The 16,521-nt window shown below is 63.2% G+C and carries 15 protein-coding genes and 1 other annotated feature; of the genes, 10 read left to right on the forward strand and 5 right to left on the reverse strand.

Annotation, left to right across the window (positions count from 1 at the left end):
- The first annotated feature begins 32 nt into the window (after window positions 1-32).
- From nusG to rplL, 5 genes are all read left to right on the forward strand, one after another.
- Window positions 33-560, forward strand: coding sequence for a transcription termination/antitermination protein NusG (gene nusG, locus HPY55_14150; GenBank protein ID NPV71754.1), 528 nt, complete (start codon window positions 33-35; stop codon window positions 558-560).
- A 13-nt stretch (window positions 561-573) separates the two neighbouring features.
- Window positions 574-999 carry a 50S ribosomal protein L11 gene (rplK, locus tag HPY55_14155; GenBank protein ID NPV71755.1) on the forward strand — a complete coding sequence of 142 codons (426 nt, stop codon included), beginning with the start codon at window positions 574-576 and terminating at the stop codon, window positions 997-999.
- Between the two features lie 93 nt (window positions 1,000-1,092).
- Window positions 1,093-1,800 carry a 50S ribosomal protein L1 gene (rplA, locus tag HPY55_14160; protein ID NPV71756.1) on the forward strand — a complete coding sequence of 236 codons (708 nt, stop codon included), beginning with the start codon at window positions 1,093-1,095 and terminating at the stop codon, window positions 1,798-1,800.
- Window positions 1,801-1,835: 35 nt separating this feature from the next.
- Window positions 1,836-1,989: a sequence feature (ribosomal protein L10 leader region), on the forward strand.
- A gap of 12 nt (window positions 1,990-2,001) precedes the next feature.
- Window positions 2,002-2,547, forward strand: a complete 546-nt coding sequence (locus HPY55_14165) for a 50S ribosomal protein L10 (protein NPV71757.1) — start codon at window positions 2,002-2,004, stop codon at window positions 2,545-2,547.
- A gap of 53 nt (window positions 2,548-2,600) precedes the next feature.
- Window positions 2,601-2,984: a 50S ribosomal protein L7/L12 gene (gene rplL / locus HPY55_14170; GenBank protein ID NPV71758.1), complete on the forward strand. Its 384-nt coding sequence runs from the start codon at window positions 2,601-2,603 to the stop codon at window positions 2,982-2,984.
- Between the two features lie 100 nt (window positions 2,985-3,084).
- On the opposite strand, the gene fabF is transcribed toward rplL, so the two are convergent.
- From fabF to HPY55_14195, 5 genes are all read right to left on the reverse strand, one after another.
- Window positions 3,085-4,320 (reverse strand): beta-ketoacyl-ACP synthase II, encoded by a 1,236-nt coding sequence (fabF, locus tag HPY55_14175; protein NPV71759.1) that lies wholly within the window; start codon window positions 4,318-4,320, stop codon window positions 3,085-3,087.
- 26 nt (window positions 4,321-4,346) lie between these two features.
- Window positions 4,347-4,586, reverse strand: coding sequence for an acyl carrier protein (acpP, locus tag HPY55_14180; GenBank protein NPV71760.1), 240 nt, complete (start codon window positions 4,584-4,586; stop codon window positions 4,347-4,349).
- Window positions 4,587-4,655: 69 nt separating this feature from the next.
- A complete protein-coding gene (gene fabG / locus HPY55_14185) occupies window positions 4,656-5,402 on the reverse strand; it encodes a 3-oxoacyl-[acyl-carrier-protein] reductase (GenBank protein ID NPV71761.1) in 747 nt (248 codons plus the stop codon).
- A 1-nt stretch (window position 5,403) separates the two neighbouring features.
- Window positions 5,404-6,345, reverse strand: a complete 942-nt coding sequence (fabD, locus tag HPY55_14190; GenBank protein NPV71762.1) for an ACP S-malonyltransferase — start codon at window positions 6,343-6,345, stop codon at window positions 5,404-5,406.
- A gap of 13 nt (window positions 6,346-6,358) precedes the next feature.
- The gene (locus HPY55_14195; protein ID NPV71763.1) at window positions 6,359-7,360 is read right to left on the reverse strand and encodes a ketoacyl-ACP synthase III; all 1,002 of its coding nucleotides are present in this window, start codon (window positions 7,358-7,360) and stop codon (window positions 6,359-6,361) included.
- A 222-nt stretch (window positions 7,361-7,582) separates the two neighbouring features.
- Between HPY55_14195 and fabZ the strand changes: the two genes are divergently transcribed.
- The 5 genes from fabZ to HPY55_14220 all read left to right on the forward strand — a co-directional run bounded on the left by fabZ (window position 7,583) and on the right by HPY55_14220 (window position 16,505).
- Window positions 7,583-8,032, forward strand: coding sequence for a 3-hydroxyacyl-ACP dehydratase FabZ (fabZ, locus tag HPY55_14200; GenBank protein ID NPV71764.1), 450 nt, complete (start codon window positions 7,583-7,585; stop codon window positions 8,030-8,032).
- 250 nt (window positions 8,033-8,282) lie between these two features.
- Window positions 8,283-12,206 carry a DNA-directed RNA polymerase subunit beta gene (gene rpoB, locus HPY55_14205; GenBank protein ID NPV71765.1) on the forward strand — a complete coding sequence of 1,308 codons (3,924 nt, stop codon included), beginning with the start codon at window positions 8,283-8,285 and terminating at the stop codon, window positions 12,204-12,206.
- Between the two features lie 27 nt (window positions 12,207-12,233).
- Window positions 12,234-15,704 (forward strand): DNA-directed RNA polymerase subunit beta', encoded by a 3,471-nt coding sequence (gene rpoC / locus HPY55_14210; protein NPV71766.1) that lies wholly within the window; start codon window positions 12,234-12,236, stop codon window positions 15,702-15,704.
- Window positions 15,705-15,853: 149 nt separating this feature from the next.
- Window positions 15,854-16,123, forward strand: a complete 270-nt coding sequence (locus HPY55_14215) for a 50S ribosomal protein L7Ae-like protein (GenBank protein ID NPV71767.1) — start codon at window positions 15,854-15,856, stop codon at window positions 16,121-16,123.
- Window positions 16,124-16,127: 4 nt separating this feature from the next.
- Window positions 16,128-16,505 (forward strand): 30S ribosomal protein S12, encoded by a 378-nt coding sequence (locus tag HPY55_14220; protein NPV71768.1) that lies wholly within the window; start codon window positions 16,128-16,130, stop codon window positions 16,503-16,505.
- Window positions 16,506-16,521 lie beyond the last annotated feature (16 nt).

Here is a 16,521-nt window from a genome sequence, read left to right on the forward strand (position 1 = left end):
GGGGGCTCGACCCCCTGCCGGTCCCTTGTGTTATGGAAAAGAAGTGGTACGTGGTACATACGTACTCGGGATACGAAAATAAGGTGATGGCTAACCTCCAGAGGCGCGTGCAGTCGATGGCCATGGAGGACAAGATCTTTCGCATCGTCGTCCCCACCGAGGAAGAAGTCGAGATCAAGGACGGCAAGCGGAAGATTACGAAGCGCAAAACCTACCCGGGCTACGTGATGGTGGAAATGATAATGAGCGACGACTCCTGGTACGTGGTGCGGAACACGCCCGGCGTAACCGGTTTCGTCGGTTCGGGATCGAAGCCGATCCCGCTGCAGCCGTCGGAGGTAAGGTCCATACTCCGGCAGATGGGCATCGACGAACCCAGGCCCAAGGTCCAGTTCAAAGTCGACCAGAACGTGAAGGTCGCGTTCGGGCCATTCGCGGGGTTCATCGGGACCATCCAGGAGATCAACAACGAGAAGCAAAAGGTCAGGGTCCTGGTATCCATGTTCGGGAGAGAAACGCCCCTCGAATTGGACTACATGCAGGTCGAGGAGCTCGAATAGGGAGGAAGCGTTCGTGGCCAAGAAAATTGCCGCAATAGTGAAACTACAGATCGTGGGCGGAAAGGCGACCCCGGCACCGCCGGTGGGTCCCGCGCTGGCGCCCCACGGCATCAACCTCATGCAGTTCTGCAAGGAATTCAACGATCGCACCAAGGACCAGGCGGGAACAGTAATCCCGATCGAGCTCACCGTATACGAGGACAGGTCGTTCACTTTCATCACCAAGACCCCGCCCGCGGCCGTCCTCCTGAAGAAGGTGCTGGGGATCGAGACCGCGTCGGGCGAGCCGAACAAGAAGAAGGTTGGCAAGGTGAGCCGCGCGAAGGTGCGCGAGATCGCCGAGATGAAGATGCAGGACCTCAACGCGGCGAGCGTCGAGGCGGCTATGCGGATGATAGAGGGTACCGCCAGGAGCATGGGAGTCGAGATCACGGAATAAACGCCCTTGCGGCGTATACGGCTACGGGCCGGATGGCCGGTGGCTGTTGTGTGGGAGGAGCAATCCGCTAACACCACAGGGAGGGGTATTGAGATGGCATCCCGCGGCAAGAAGTACCAGGAAGCGGCAAAGCAGATCGACGGGGCGAAACTCTTCGACCCCGCCGAGGCGCTCGACCTCGTGAAGAAGACGGCGGCCGCGAAGTTCGATGAGACTGTCGAGGCGGCGATCAGGCTCGGGGTCGACCCGAAACACGCGGACCAGATGGTCAGGGGCGCCGTGGCGCTCCCTAACGGGATCGGCAAGAGCGTGAGGATCCTCGTGTTCGCCAAGGGCGATAAGGCGAAAGAGGCCGAGGAGGCCGGCGCCGATTTCGTCGGGGCCGAGGACGTGGTCGAGAAGATAAAGGGAGGCTGGATCGATTTCGACATGACCATAGCCACGCCCGACATGATGGGCGCGGTCGGCAAGCTGGGCAAGATCCTCGGTCCGAAGGGCCTCATGCCTAACCCGAAGACCGGCACCGTCACGTTTGAAGTGAAGAACGCCGTCAAGGAATTCAAGGCCGGCAAGATCGAGTACCGCACGGAGAAGGCGGGCATAGTGCACGCCCCGATCGGCAAGGTCTCGTTCCCGTCAGAGAAGCTCGCCGAGAACTTCTACGCGCTGATGGACGCCCTGATCAGGGCAAAGCCGGCGGCCGCGAAGGGCACGTACATCAAGAGTGTCACGGTGTCCTCGACGATGGGCCCCGGTGTGAAGATCAATCCGTTGAAGGTCACCAGGCCGGCGGAAAAGTAGCGGCGCGCGAGCGCCAAGCTGCGGACCACCGTTACAAGTGAACAGGTCTCCTGCCGCAGACAGCAGGCGCGGCGCCGGGAAGCGCGCTTAATGGGACGGTTCAGGCTGGACCGCCTGCCGAGGCGAGGGCTATGAGTCTACGGAGTCATTTCGGCCCCCGTGTCTGCGGGGGCCTGTATCTTTTTCAAAGGAGGTGTGAGTTTGGCGAACGAGAAGGCGCTCGAAGAGAAGAAGCAAGCCGTTTCCGAGATCAAGGACTCGATATCTCGCTCGAAGAGTGCGATACTCACGAACTACCGCGGGCTGAACGTGGCCCAGGTTACGAAGCTCCGCAGGGGCCTGCGTGAGGCTGGGATCGAGTACAAGGTCGCGAAGAACACCCTGATCAGGCTGGCGGCGCGCGAGGCGGGGATAGAGGGGCTCGACAAGTTCCTGGAGGGCCCAACGGCCATCGCGTTCGGTTACGCCGATCCTGCGCTGCCCGCGAAGCTCCTTGCAGATTTCGCGCGGGAAAACTGGCAGCTCGAGGTCAAGGCCGGCATACTCGAGGGGCGCATCATCCAGGCGGACCAGGTAAGGTGGTTGGCGGACCTCCCGTCGAGGGAAGTGCTCCTGGCCAGGGTCGCGGGCGCGATGCAGGCCCCGATGGCCGGTTTTGCCGGGGTATTGCAGGGTACTATCAGGTCGTTCGTGTACGCCGTTGACGCCCTGAGGAAGCAGCGCGAGGCCGGCGAGGCCACGACTTGACGACTTGACGGCCGCCAATTGCGGCATCCAAATCTTGAGGAGGTCATATAAGAATGTCGAAGGTCCAGGAAGTTCTCGAGATCGTAAAGGGAATGACAGTACTCGAGCTCGCGGAGCTCGTAAAGGCGTTCGAGGATGAATTCGGCGTCAGCGCAGCGGCACCCGTAATGGCGGCAGCCCCGGCAGCGGCCGCGCCGGCGGCGGCCCCCGCGGCCCCGGCTGAGCAGACGGAGTTCGACGTGATCCTCACCTCGACCGGCGACAAGAAGGTCCAGGTAATCAAGGTCGTGAAAGACATCACCGGTCTCGGGCTGAAGGAGTCCAAGGACCTCGTGGACAGCGCCCCGAAGGCCGTGAAGGAGAAGGTCTCGAAGCAGGACGCCGAGGCTATCAAAGTGAAGCTCGTTGAGGCGGGCGCTACCGTAGAGATAAAGTAAGAAGGCTGGCAATTGTGGCTTGAGCGTTCCGGCGAGCGAACGTCGCCGCCGGGAAGGGGAGGAAGGGGTCCCGCCGCGGGACCCCTTCCGGCTGCCCGGCTCAGGGTTCGAATTGCTTGACTATCAGCGATACATTCTGTCCTCCGAAGCCGAAGGAGTTCGACATGGCGGCCCTGACCCCTCGCTTCCTCGCGGTGTTTGGGACGTAGTCGAGGTCGCAGTCGGGATCCGGCTCCTCGTAGTTGATCGTCGGAGGTATCATCCCTTCCACAATAGCCTTTACACACGCGATCAGCTCCACTATCCCGGCTGCGCCGAGCAGATGACCGGTCATGGATTTCGTGGAACTCACCGCGAGGCTGCGGGCGTGTTCACCAAACACACGCTTTACCGCGATTGTCTCCGTCTTGTCGTTCAACGGTGTGGACGTCCCGTGAGCATTGATGTAGTCGATCTGGCCGGGGGACATCCCGGCGTCCTCGAGCGCCGCCGCCATAGCCCTGGCGGCGCCGTCGCCGTCCGCGGCGGGCGCCGTTATGTGGTAGGCGTCAGCGGACTGCCCGTACCCCGCCATCTCGGCGAGGATCTTCGCCCCTCGCGACTTCGCGTGCTCCAGGGACTCGAAAACGACGACCCCGCCGCCCTCGCCCATGACGAACCCGTCTCGGCCCTTGTCGAAGGGCCGGACCGCCCTGGCGGGCTCGTCGTTGCGGGTCGACATCGCCTTCATCGAGCAGAACCCCGCGAACGATATCGGGGTTACCGGCGCCTCGCTGCCGCCAGCGAGCATGACGTCGGCGCGCCCGCGCCTGATCGCCTCGAACGCCTCACCCGCGGAGTGGGCCGAGGCGGCGCACGCCGTCGTGAGCGTGGCGTTGGGCCCCTTCAGGCCGAATTGTATGGCGATGTTCCCCGCCGCCATGTTGGATATCATCATGGGGATGAAGAACGGGCTCACCCTCGATGGTCCTTTCTCGAAGAGCACCCTGAACTGCTGTTCGAGCGTTTCCATTCCGCCGATGCCCGTCCCGAAGCACACGCCGCCCCGCTCGGGGTCGAATCCCGAGAGTCGCGCGTCCGCGACAGCCTGGGCAGCCGCCACGACGCCGAACTGCGTGTAGCGGTCCATGCGCCTGGCTTCCTTCCGGTCGATCACGGTCGTGGGGTCGAACTCCTTGACCTCCGCCGCGATCCGCGTTTCGTATTCCGAAGTGTCGAAACGCGTCACGGGGCCGATCCCCGATACACCTCGGATCAGGCTGGTCCAGAGCGCATCGACTCCGGAGCCGATCGGCGTTACCGCTCCCATGCCCGTGATCACTACGCGGGTGTTCAATGTGACCACTCCCTCAGGCCCGCGGGCTAAAGCCGGCCCGCGATGTACTCCACGACGTGCTTGACGCGGCTGAGCTTCTCGGCGTCCTCGTCGGGTATCTCTATTCCGAACTCTTCCTCCAGACTCATAACGACCTCCACGATGTCGAGGGAGTCGGCGCCCAGATCGTCGATGATCGACGCATCGGGCGTGACTTTCTCCTCTTCCACCTCGAGCTGGGACGCGATTACCTTGCGGACCTTCCCGACGATTTCCTCTCTGGTCATGGTCTTATCCGGCATTCGAAAACAGCCTCCTTTGTCACCGTTGTCAGCACCTGCGAAGACTGAACTCCATCAACACGTAAGCCCGCCGTCGACGACTAGCACGTGCCCCGTTATGTAAGAGGCTCCGGGGGCCGCGAGGAACGCCACCACGGGTGCGACATCCTCCGGTGTCCCGGGGCGACCGAGCGCTATCCGCGACTGGAGCGAATCCCTCGCCTCAGCGGGCAGTGCCTGCGTCATCGAGGTCTCAATGAGACCCGGCGCCACCGCGTTAACGGTAATACCGAACGGCCCGAGCTCGCGCGCCAGCGTCCTTGTCATCCCGATAAGCCCCGCCTTCGCGGCCGAGTACGCCGCCTGGCCCGGGTTCCCGACGATCCCCGAAACCGAGACCACGTTGATGACCCTGCCCCACCTCTGCTTCATCATCGGTCTCATGACGGCGCGGCAGCAGTTGAACGCGCCGGTGAGGTTGACGCCTATCACGTCGGCCCAGTCTTGCGGCCTCATCCTTGCCAGCAGCCGGTCCCTCGTAATACCGGCGTTGTTGACGAGAATGTCGACGCGACCCCACTCGGACACCACCCGCTCGAACATCCCCGCCACGGCCTCGTAATCCGCGACGTCGGCCTTCGCGTCCATGGCGCCGGCCCCGCACTCCCGCACGAGGCGCGTCGTCTCGGCGCCGCCGGCCGAGTCGGCGGAGTAGTTGACCACCACGTCCGCCCCGGCCCGCGCAAGCGCCACGCAGACGGCCCTCCCGATCCCCCGAGACGCGCCCGTGACCACCGCTTTCCTTCCCCCGAGCGCCGCCAACTCAGGCTCCAACCGTCGCCGCCTCCTTCCACGCCATCACGCCGTCGAAAGACGCCCTGTCCTGCACGCTGAACACGGAGACCGAGTGATCGATCTTGCGGATCATCGAGGTGAGGGTCTTGCCCGGCCCCACCTCCACGAACGCTCGCGCTCCCGCCGCTATCATCGCGCGGATACTGGCCTCCCACTGGACGGGCGAGTATACCTGGCGGTAAAGGAGTTCGCGTATCCCGGAGGGATTCTCCACCGGCTGTGCCGTGACGTTGGCGTAGACCGGGATAGAGGGCCGGGTTATCTCGACGGATTCCAGGTGAGGCAGCAGCCGGTCGGCAGCCGGCTTCATGAGGCTGCAGTGGAACGGCGCGCTCACCTTGAGATGCACCGCCGATCCGCCCCTGGATTTCGCGAGCGACATCACCTTGAGTACCGCGGGGACGTGGCCCGATACCGATACCTGCCCCGGGCTGTTCAGGTTGGCGACCTCGACGATTCCAATCGCCAACGCCTCGCGGCACAGGTCACGGACGGCGGGCTCGTCGAGGCCGATGATCGCGGCCATCGTGCCCCCACCCTCGGGCACCGCCTCCTGCATGTATGTACCCCGCGCCCTGACGAGCCTTATCGCGTCCGGGAAAGACACGGCCCCCGCGGCGACAAGCGCGGAATATTCGCCGAGGCTGAGCCCCGCAACCGCGGCGGGAGCGAGCCCCGCCGGAGCGAGCGCCCTCAGTATCGCCACGCTCGCCGTGAGTATGGCCGGCTGGGCGTTCGCCGTCAGGGTCAGTTCGGATTCGGGCCCGGAGAAGCACAGGTGCGCCATGTCGCGGCCGAGGGAATCCGATGCCTCGTCGAACACCGCCTTCGCCTCGCCGGAACCATCGTGGATGTCCCTGGCCATTCCCACGTATTGAGTGCCCTGGCCTGGGAACACGAATGCTATCATTGATTTCCCTCCCCTACCAGCGCAGCGTCATAGCCGCCCACGTAAGGCCGCCACCGAACGCCACCATCACGACGGTGTCGCCCTTCTCCAGGCGCCCCGAGCGCACTGCCTCGTCGAGCGCGACCGGGATAGACGCTGACGACATGTTTCCGTACCGGTCGATGTTGACCGCTATCTTTTCCAGGGGGATCTTGAACCTGGTCGACGCCGACTCAATTATCCGCGTGTTGGCCTGGTGCGGTATGAGGAGATCGATGTCGGCGTGGGTGAGGCCGCATTTCTCGAGACACTCGTTAACGGCGTTGCCCATCGCGCGTACCGCGAACTTGAATACCTGGTTCCCGTTCATCTTGATGGTGTGCAGGCGTTGCGCCACCGTTTCCTCCGACGCGGGCATCCGCGATCCCCCCGCGGGCTGCATCAGGGTGTCCCACCCGGTCCCGTCTGCGCCGAGGCACCACCCGAGTATTCCGCGGTCGTCCCCGGACCGATTGGCGGCCTCGAGCACCACGGCGCCCGCGCCGTCCCCGAACAGCACGCAGGTCGCCCTGTCCGTCCAGTCGGTTATCCTCGACAGCGTCTCGGCCCCTATCACCAGAACCGTCCTGTAACACCCCGCCTCGATGAACGAGGCGGCGGTCGCCATTGCGTACAGGAACCCCGAGCACGCCGCACCGACGTCGAAGGCGGCCGCGCGGCCGGCGCCGAGGTTGCGCTGGACCAGGCAGGAAGCGGAGGGGAACACCATGTCGGGCGTTACAGTGGCCACTATGATCAGGTCGACGTCGGCCGGACCACGGCCGGCGCACTCCAGCGCCTTTCTCGCGGCAGCGGTGGCCATGTCGGAGGTCGCCTGATCGCGGGGGAGGATCCTGCGCTCGCGCACCCCCGTGCGCTCCAGGATCCATTCGTTCGAAGTGTCGACCATCTTCTCGAGGTCCGAGTTGCGGAGGACGTTGTTGGGAACGAACGACCCCACTCCAGTTACGATCGCCCTGGATGTACTCGAGCCCACCACCCCATCCCTCCATTGGACCGGATCATGATATAATCCAGCTATTAATACCTGGGTACTAATATCTGCTACTAATACCTATCATAATCTGGTGCCAGTCCGCGGTCAAGTTGCTGTGTGCGTCGTGTTTCGACGGGAAACGACCGCCGCGGTTGCCCTTTTGACACACCGGCATTGAATGGTAGAATCATTACTAGCCGTGTCAACCCGGGGGTGTGCTCGATGATGTCGGTGCAGGAGATCCGCAGGATACTGCCACACAGGGAGCCGTTCCTGTTCCTGGACAGGATCGTCGAGCTCGACCCCGGCCGCAGGGCGGTGGGTGAGAAGGACGTGCTGGAGTCCGAGCCGTTCTTCCAGGGACACTTCCCCGGCATGCCGGTGATGCCCGGTGTGCTAATCATCGAAGCCATGGCGCAGTGTGGGGCGGTGGCGGTGCTGTCATGCCCTGAGTATCAAGGGAAGATCCCGCTCTTCGCCGGGATCGATGGCGCCAGGTTCAGGAGGGTGGTCCGCCCCGGGGACAGGCTCGTGATCGAGGTGGAAATACTGAAGATGCGTTCGGGTGTCGGCAAGGGCAAGGGGGTAGCCCGTGTGGGCGACGAGGTGGCAGCCGAGGCCGAGCTCATGTTCAAAATCGCCAGCAAGCCGGGAACACCAGGTGCGCCGTGACGGCGGCGCGATGATCGCGAAGATGATCGCGATGCTGTTGACAAGCTCGATTCCTGGTGATAGTATGGGTTATTGCCATCCGCTCACTGCGGAGCGCACGTCATAGCGAGAATACCGTTAGATTGGTGCGGCACAGGTGGGGATTGGCGATATCAGGCTTCAGGATGTTAACCCAAAGGTGAAGTGAGGCGGGCTACGGCCCGGAGCATTTTACTTTTGGTTATTTTGCTTTTAGAGGAGTGAACCATGGATGGCCCGTCCACTCAGGGTTGGCCGGCGTGAGAGACTCAGCTTTTCCCGCATCGAGGAAGTCCTCGAAGTCCCGAATCTGATCGAGATACAGCAGAACTCATACCAGTGGTTCTTGCGGGAAGGCCTTCGCGAGGTCTTTCGCGACATCTCTCCGATCCAGGACTTCACGGGAAACCTGATCCTCGAGTTCACCGATTACAGCCTTGGAGAGCCCAAGTACTCGGTGGATGAGTGCAAGGAGCGGGACGTCACTTTCGCCGCGCCCTTGAGAGTGAAGGTCCGCCTGATCAATAAGGAGACAGGCGAGGTCAAGGAGCAGGAGGTCTTCATGGGGGACTTCCCCCTGATGACCGACAAGGGCACGTTCATCATCAACGGGGCTGAGCGGGTCATCGTCAGCCAGCTCGTGAGGTCGTCGGGCGTCTACTACAGCGAGCAGATCGATCTCACGGGCAAGAAGCTGTACTTCGCCACGGTAATCCCCAACAGGGGCGCCTGGCTCGAGTTCGAGACCGACCCGTCGGACGTGATTTCCGTCCGGATCGACCGGACCAGGAAGGTCCCCGTGACCGTGCTCCTCAGGGCGGTCGGCCTCGGCACGGACGCGTCCATTCTCGAGACCCTTGGCGAGAGCGCGCAGCTCAGAACCACTCTCGACAAAGACTCGACCGACTCCGAGGAAGAGGCGCTGGTCGAGATATACAAGCGCCTCAGGCCGGGCGAGCCGCCGACAATCGAGAACGCGAGAAACCTGCTCGAGAGCCTGTTCTTCGAGCCTAGGCGGTACGATCTGGCGAGTGTCGGGCGGTACAAGCTCAATAAGAAGCTGACGTTAAGGCGGAGGATCATAGGTGCCACCACGGCTCAGGCGGTGCGCGTTCCGGCGACAAACGAACTCATCGCGGACGCCGGCGTGTTCATCGACAAGAGGCTGGCGGAGAGGATCGAAGCCGCCGGCGTGACCCAGATCGAGGTGCAGACCAGAGACCAGTCCATCGTAAAAGTCGTGTCCAACGGTCTCCCGGGAATAAACGTGCGCACTATCACCAGGGAGGACATCGTTGCCTCCATAAGTTATCTCCTGAACCTGTTCAAGGGGATCGGCACACTGGACGACATCGACCACCTCGGGAACAGGCGGCTCCGTTCGGTCGGCGAGCTCCTGCAGAACCAGTTCAGGATCGGCCTCGCCAGGATGGAACGAGTCGTTCGCGAGAGGATGACCATCCAGGACGTCGACATCATTACGCCACAGGCGCTGATAAACATAAGACCGGTGGTCGCCGCGGTTAAGGAGTTCTTTGGGTCGAGCCAATTGAGCCAGTTCATGGACCAGACGAACCCGCTGGCGGAGCTTACCCACAAGAGGAGGCTCAGCGCGCTCGGGCCGGGTGGCCTGTCCAGGGAGCGGGCGGGGTTCGAGGTCCGCGACGTGCACAACTCCCACTACGGCAGGATGTGCCCGATCGAGACCCCTGAAGGTCCGAACATCGGCCTCATCGGCTCGCTCAGCACGTACGCGAGGATAAACGAGTTCGGTTTCATCGAGACGCCGTACCGCAAGGTCGACAAGGAGAAAGGGGTCGTAACGGATCAGGTCGACTACCTCACCGCGGACGAGGAGGACGAGTGCGTCATCGCCCAGGCCAACGAGCCCCTCGACGAGAGCGGCCGCTTTTTCGAGCCGCGCGTAACCGCGAGGTACAGGGATGAAATACTCGAAGTGCCAGTGGGCCAGGTGGACTACATGGACGTCTCGCCCAAGCAGGTGGTCAGCATCGCGACCGCCTTGATCCCGTTCCTCGAGCACGACGACGCGAACCGTGCGCTCATGGGCTCCAACATGCAGCGCCAGGCCGTTCCGCTTATACGGACCGAGGCCCCGCTCATCGGCACCGGCATGGAGTACCGCGCGGCGCGTGATTCGGGCGTGGTCATGATCGCCCCCGAGGCGGGGGTCGTCGAGAAGGCGACGGCGGACGAGATCGTGCTGAAGAGCGACCAGGGTGAGATTCACCGCTACCCGCTCATGAAGTTCTCGAGGTCGAACCAGGGGACGTGCATGAACCAGCGGCCCATCGTGGCCCCGTCGCAGAGGGTCGAGAAGGGTGAAGTCATCGGCGACGGCCCGTGCACCGACCAGGGCGAGCTCGCGCTCGGCCGGAACGTCCTCGTGGCGTTCATGCCGTGGGAGGGCTACAACTACGAGGACGCCATACTCATCAGCGAAAAACTGGTCCGCGAGGATACGTTCACTTCGATTCACATAGAGGAATACGAATGCGACGCCCGCGACACCAAGCTGGGACCCGAGGAGATAACCCGCGACATTCCCAACGTGGGTGAGGACGTTCTGAAGGACCTCGACGACCGCGGGATCATCAGGATCGGCGCCGAGGTGCGGCCCGGCGACATCCTGGTGGGCAAGGTCACGCCGAAGGGCGAAACGGAGCTCACCGCCGAGGAGCGCCTGCTGCGCGCGATATTCGGCGAGAAGGCTCGGGAGGTCCGGGATACCTCGTTACGCGTCCCGCACGGTGAGAGCGGGATCGTCGTCGAGGTAAAGGTGTTCTCGAGGGAAAACGGCGACGAACTCGCCCCCGGCGTAAACCAGCTCGTGCGCGCCTACATCGCGCAAAAGCGCAAGATCAGCGTCGGTGACAAGATGGCTGGCCGCCACGGCAACAAGGGCGTCATTGCGCGCATACTGCCTGCGGAGGACATGCCTTTCCTGCCTGACGGTACCCCCGTCGAGATAGTCCTGAATCCGCTGGGTGTGCCGTCCCGTATGAACCTGGGACAGATTCTCGAGTGTCACCTCGGCTGGGCGGCCAGGACACTCGGGTTGTGGATAGCCAGCCCCGTATTCGACGGCGCCAGGGAAAGCGAGATCATAGAGTTCCTGAACAAAGCAGGGCTTTCTCGCGAGGGCAAGACGGAACTGCGTGACGGCAGGAACGGCGAGAAGTTCGCCAACCAGGTCACCGTCGGATACGTGTACATGCTGAAACTGGCGCACCTGGTCGACGACAAGATCCACGCGCGTTCGACCGGCCCTTACTCCCTCGTTACCCAGCAACCGCTGGGTGGCAAGGCACAGTTCGGTGGGCAGAGGTTCGGCGAGATGGAGGTGTGGGCGCTTTACGCGTACGGAGCCGCGTACACCCTCCAGGAACTGATCACCGTCAAGTCCGACGACGTGGTCGGGCGCGTGAAAACGTATGAGGCGATAGTGAAGGGTGAGAACGTGCCCGACCCGGGTGTGCCTGAGTCGTTCAAGGTCCTGATCAAGGAACTCCAGAGCCTCGGGCTCGATTTCAAGGTACTTACCGAGGACAGCCGCGAGATCGAGATGAGGGAGGCCGACGAGGATATAGCCGAGACCGCCAGGGAGCTCGAGATCCCGATCGAGGGCGAGGAGGTCAGGATACCGCCTTCCCCCGACCGCAGCCGCCAAGCTGTACGGGTTATCGACACCGAAACCGCCGGCGTTGAGGCTGACGAGGCCGAAGACGACGAGATCATTGCGGAGGAGGTCCCCGGCATCGACGAGGTCGCCGACGTGCTGGTCGAGGGGGCGGAGCCGGCCGGTGAGGTTGCGGACGAGATACCGGCGTTCGAGGATGAACTGGAGCCGGTAGAGACACCCGAAGAGGCCGTCGAGGGCGAACCGGATGATGGTGTTGAGCCGGGATTGCTCGAGCCGGTAGCCGGCGAACCCGTCGTGGTCGACCTCCAACAGGAGGAACAGGCGGAGGAGCGCGAGGCCTCCCGGAAAAAGAAGAAGACCCTGAAGACCAAGGTCGAGAGGCGTAAGCCGACCAAGAGGGATATCGAGGAGGAGATCGACCTCCGCGGGCTGAGCGCCGTGGGCGAAAACCCCGGAGACGAGGCCGGCGAGGCGGAAGACGCGAACGACTGAGACGACTACTAGGCCGGGAGGAGAGCGTTGTTGGACGTCAACAACTTTGATTCCGTACGGATTGGCCTGGCATCCCCCGATCAGATCAGGCAGTGGTCGCGGGGCGAGGTCAGGAAGCCCGAGACGATAAACTACAGGACCCTCAAGCCGGAAAGGGAGGGCCTGTTCTGCGAGAGGATTTTCGGCCCGACCAGGGACTGGGAGTGCCATTGTGGCAAGTACAAGCGCGTCCGGTATAAGGGTATCATCTGCGACAGGTGCGGCGTCGAGGTCACGCGGTCGAAGGTCAGGCGCGAGCGCATGGGTCACATCGAGCTCGCCGCGCCCGTGTCGCACATCTGGTACTTCAAAGGTATCCCGAGCCGGATGGGCTTGCTCCTCGACATGTCTCCGAGGTCGCTGGAGAAGGTCCTGTACTATGCCGCCTACATCGTGACGGACCCGGGCGACACGCCGCTCATGCAGAAACAGCTCCTCGTAGAGAGCGAATACCGCGACGCCCGAGAGAAGTACGGGAGCGGGTTCAAGGCCGGCATGGGCGCCGAAGCGATCAAGAAGCTTCTCGAGATCATCGACCTCGACCAGATGTCCAGGGATCTCAGACAGGAGCTCAAGCAAGTAAGCGGGCAGAGAAGGGTCCGGGCCGTTCGCCGGCTGGAGGTTGTGGAATCGTTCCGCAAGTCGGGCAACAGGCCGGAGTGGATGGTACTCGACGTAGTTCCAGTCATACCGCCGGAGCTCAGGCCGATGGTACAGCTCGATGGCGGACGCTTCGCCACGTCCGACCTGAACGATCTTTACAGGCGCGTCATCAACCGAAACAACAGGCTCAAGAGGCTGCTCGACCTGGGCGCCCCGGACATAATCGTGCGGAACGAGAAGCGCATGCTGCAGGAGGCCGTCGACGCGTTGATCGACAACGGCCGCCGCGGCAGGCCCGTCACCGGACCCGGCAACAGGCCCCTCAAATCGCTGAGTGACATGCTCAAGGGCAAGCAGGGCCGGTTCCGCCAGAACCTGCTCGGCAAGCGCGTGGACTACTCCGGGCGTTCGGTCATCGTGGTCGGTCCGAACCTGAAGTTCCACCAGTGCGGGCTGCCCAAGGAGATGGCGCTGGAGCTGTTCAAGCCGTTCGTGATGAAGAGGCTCGTCAAGGACGGCCTTGCGCACAACATTAAGAGCGCCAAGCGCATGGTCGAAAGGGTCAAGCCCGAGGTGTGGGACGTACTCGAGGACGTCATCAAGGAGCACCCCGTGCTCCTGAACCGCGCGCCCACGCTTCACAGGCTGGGTATCCAGGCGTTCGAGCCCGTGCTCGTCGAGGGCCGCGCGATCCAGATTCATCCCCTGGTGTGCACTGCATACAACGCCGACTTCGACGGTGACCAGATGGCCGTGCACGTTCCGCTTTCCGCGGAGGCTCAGGCGGAGGCGCGTGTTCTGATGCTCTCGGCCCACAACATATTGAACCCGAAGGACGGGTCGCCGGTGGTTACCCCGACCCAGGACATGGTGCTCGGCTCGTACTACCTCACGATCGAAGACCCGAACGGCAAGGGTAAGGACAGGAAGTTCTCGAGCCTGGACGAGGCGATCATGGCCTTCAGCGACGGCATGATTAGCCTGCAGGCGCCCATCGAACTCCGCCTGGGCGGGCGGCGGGTCAAGACTACCCTCGGACGGGCGATGCTCAACGAGAGGCTGCCCGAGGACATGAGATTCATCAACCAGATGGTCGACCGCAAGATGCTGACGAGGCTCGTGGCCACCTGCTACCGCAGGCACGGCGCGGGAGTCACCGCGATGGTGCTGGACGGGATCAAGGAGCTTGGCTTCACCTTCGCTACCAGGGCGGGGACCACGATCGGAATCGAGGACATCGCGATTCCGGAGGACAAGGAGCAGATCATACGCGACACCGAGGCCGAGGTCGAGAAGATACAGCAGCAGTTCAACAGGGGACTGATCACTTCGGAGGAGCGGTACCAGAAGGTCGTGGCGCTCTGGAACGAGGCGAAGGACAAGATCACCTCCTCGCTGATGGACGGCCTGTCCAGGTTCAACCCGGTGTACATGATGGCCATATCCGGGGCCCGTGGTAACGTGCAGCAGATTTCCCAGCTGGGCGGCATGCGCGGCCTCATGGCCGACCCGTCCGGCCGGATCCTCGAGATGCCCATCCGGGCCAACTTCCGCGAGGGCCTGACGGTGCTCGAGTTCTTCACGTCGACCCACGGCGCCAGGAAGGGTCTCGCGGACACTGCGCTCAGGACGGCGGACTCGGGATACCTTACGAGGCGACTCGTGGACGTCTCGCAAGACATCATAGTCAGGGAAGAGGACTGCCACGGCCACGAGGGTATCCTGGTTAGCGAGGTTCGGGACGGCTCGGAGATCATCGAGTACCTCAAGGACCGCATAATCGGCCGCACCGCGCTGAACGACATCGTAGACCCGAGGGACGGGGGCGTGATCGTTCCCGCGGGTGAGGAAATAATGGAAGAGCATGCGGACAAGATCGTGGAGGCCGGTATACAGGAGGTCGCCATCAGGTCCGTGCTGACTTGCCGGACGAGGTACGGCGTGTGCGTCAAGTGCTACGGCCGTAACCTGGCGACAGGGGGAATGGTGGAAGTCGGCGAGGCCGTGGGCATCATCGCGGCGCAGTCCATCGGCGAGCCGGGCACGCAGCTCACGATGAGGACGTTCCACACCGGCGGCGTCGCGGGCGAGGACATCACCCAGGGTCTGCCCAGGGTCGAGGAGCTGTTCGAGGCGCGCAAGCCGAAGGGCCAGGCGATCGTCTCCGAATTGGGCGGCGCTGTCCGCATCACCGAGGGCAAGGACAAGCGCGAGGTCGAGGTCGTTTCGGACGAGGGCGAGGTCGCTTCGTATTCGGTCCCCTACGGGGCCAGGCTTCGCGTCAAGAACGGCGACCGCATACAGACAGGGGACGTGCTGACCGAGGGCTCGATCAACCCGCATGACCTGCTCAGGATCAAGGGCGTGCGCTCGGCGCAGGTTTACCTGCTGAGCGAGGTTCAGCGTGTGTACAGGCTGCAGGGCGTCGATATCAACGACAAGCACATCGAGATAATCATCAAGCAGATGCTGCGCAAGGTGAAGGTGGAGGAACCGGGCGATACCGAAATGCTGCCGGGCGGGCTGATAGACCTGTTCGAGTTCGAGGACGAGAACGTCACCGTCATCGCCGGCGGCGGGGTGCCCGCCGTGGCGCGGCCGGTGCTGCTCGGCATCACGAAGGCCTCCCTCGCGACCGACTCGTTCCTGTCGGCGGCGTCCTTCCAGGAGACCACGCGCGTCCTGACCGAGGCCTCGATTAAGGGCAAGCGCGACCCGCTGATCGGGTTGAAAGAGAACGTCATTATCGGCAAGCTGATCCCGGCCGGCACGGGGATGTCGAGGTACCAGAACATAAGGCCGGTGGAGACGTACGTGCCCGAGCCGGAGTACGAAGACCCCGCCGGTGAAAGCTGACGTCGGGGGGCGGCACGACGCCGGCAGGGGCGCGCGCGTCCGCCATTGGCGCGGCCGGAGCCCTTGCGGGACGACTGGCGCTGATTGACACGCACTTTCGCTGGTGCTAAAATCATAAAGTGCGTCTGTGCTGCCGGGGGGAAAGTCCTATGCCGCTTGAGGCTTTGAGGAAGGCGAAGAGGCGCACTGTCGGAACCAAGCAAACCGCAAAGGCGCTCGAGAGGAACGTCGTGGAGATGGTGTTCGTCGCGAGAGACGCCGACGAGCGGGTGATCCGGGACATCGTCAAGCGATGCGGTGACAGCGCCGTCAAGGTGGAGTACGTTGACACCATGTCCGCCCTGGGCAAGGCCTGCGGGATCGAGGTCGGGGCGGCGTCGGCGGCGATATTGAAAGAGGAAGCGGAAAGCGGGAGGTGACAGTGTGCCGACCATCAGCCAGCTGGTGCGCAAGGGAAGGGAAGCGGTAGGGCAGAAGTCCAAGGCCCCCGCGCTCAAGCAGAACCCCTTCAAACGGGGCGTATGCACCGTGGTCAAGACGACCACCCCGAAGAAGCCCAACTCCGCCCTCCGGAAGATCGCGAGGGTCAGGTTGACGAACGGCATTGAGGTAACGGCGTACATCCCGGGTATAGGCCATAACCTGCAGGAGCACTCGGTCGTGCTCGTACGCGGAGGCAGGGTAAAGGACCTTCCCGGTGTACGATACCACATCGTTCGCGGCGCCCTTGACTCGGCGGGAGTAGCCAAAAGGATGCAGGGGCGTTCGAAGTACGGGGCCAAGGCCCCGAAGAAGGCGTAACGCGGAACTCCGCTCA

Source organism: Bacillota bacterium, from assembly GCA_013178305.1.
Taxonomy (GTDB): domain Bacteria; phylum Bacillota; class Sulfobacillia; order JABLXB01; family JABLXB01; genus JABLXB01.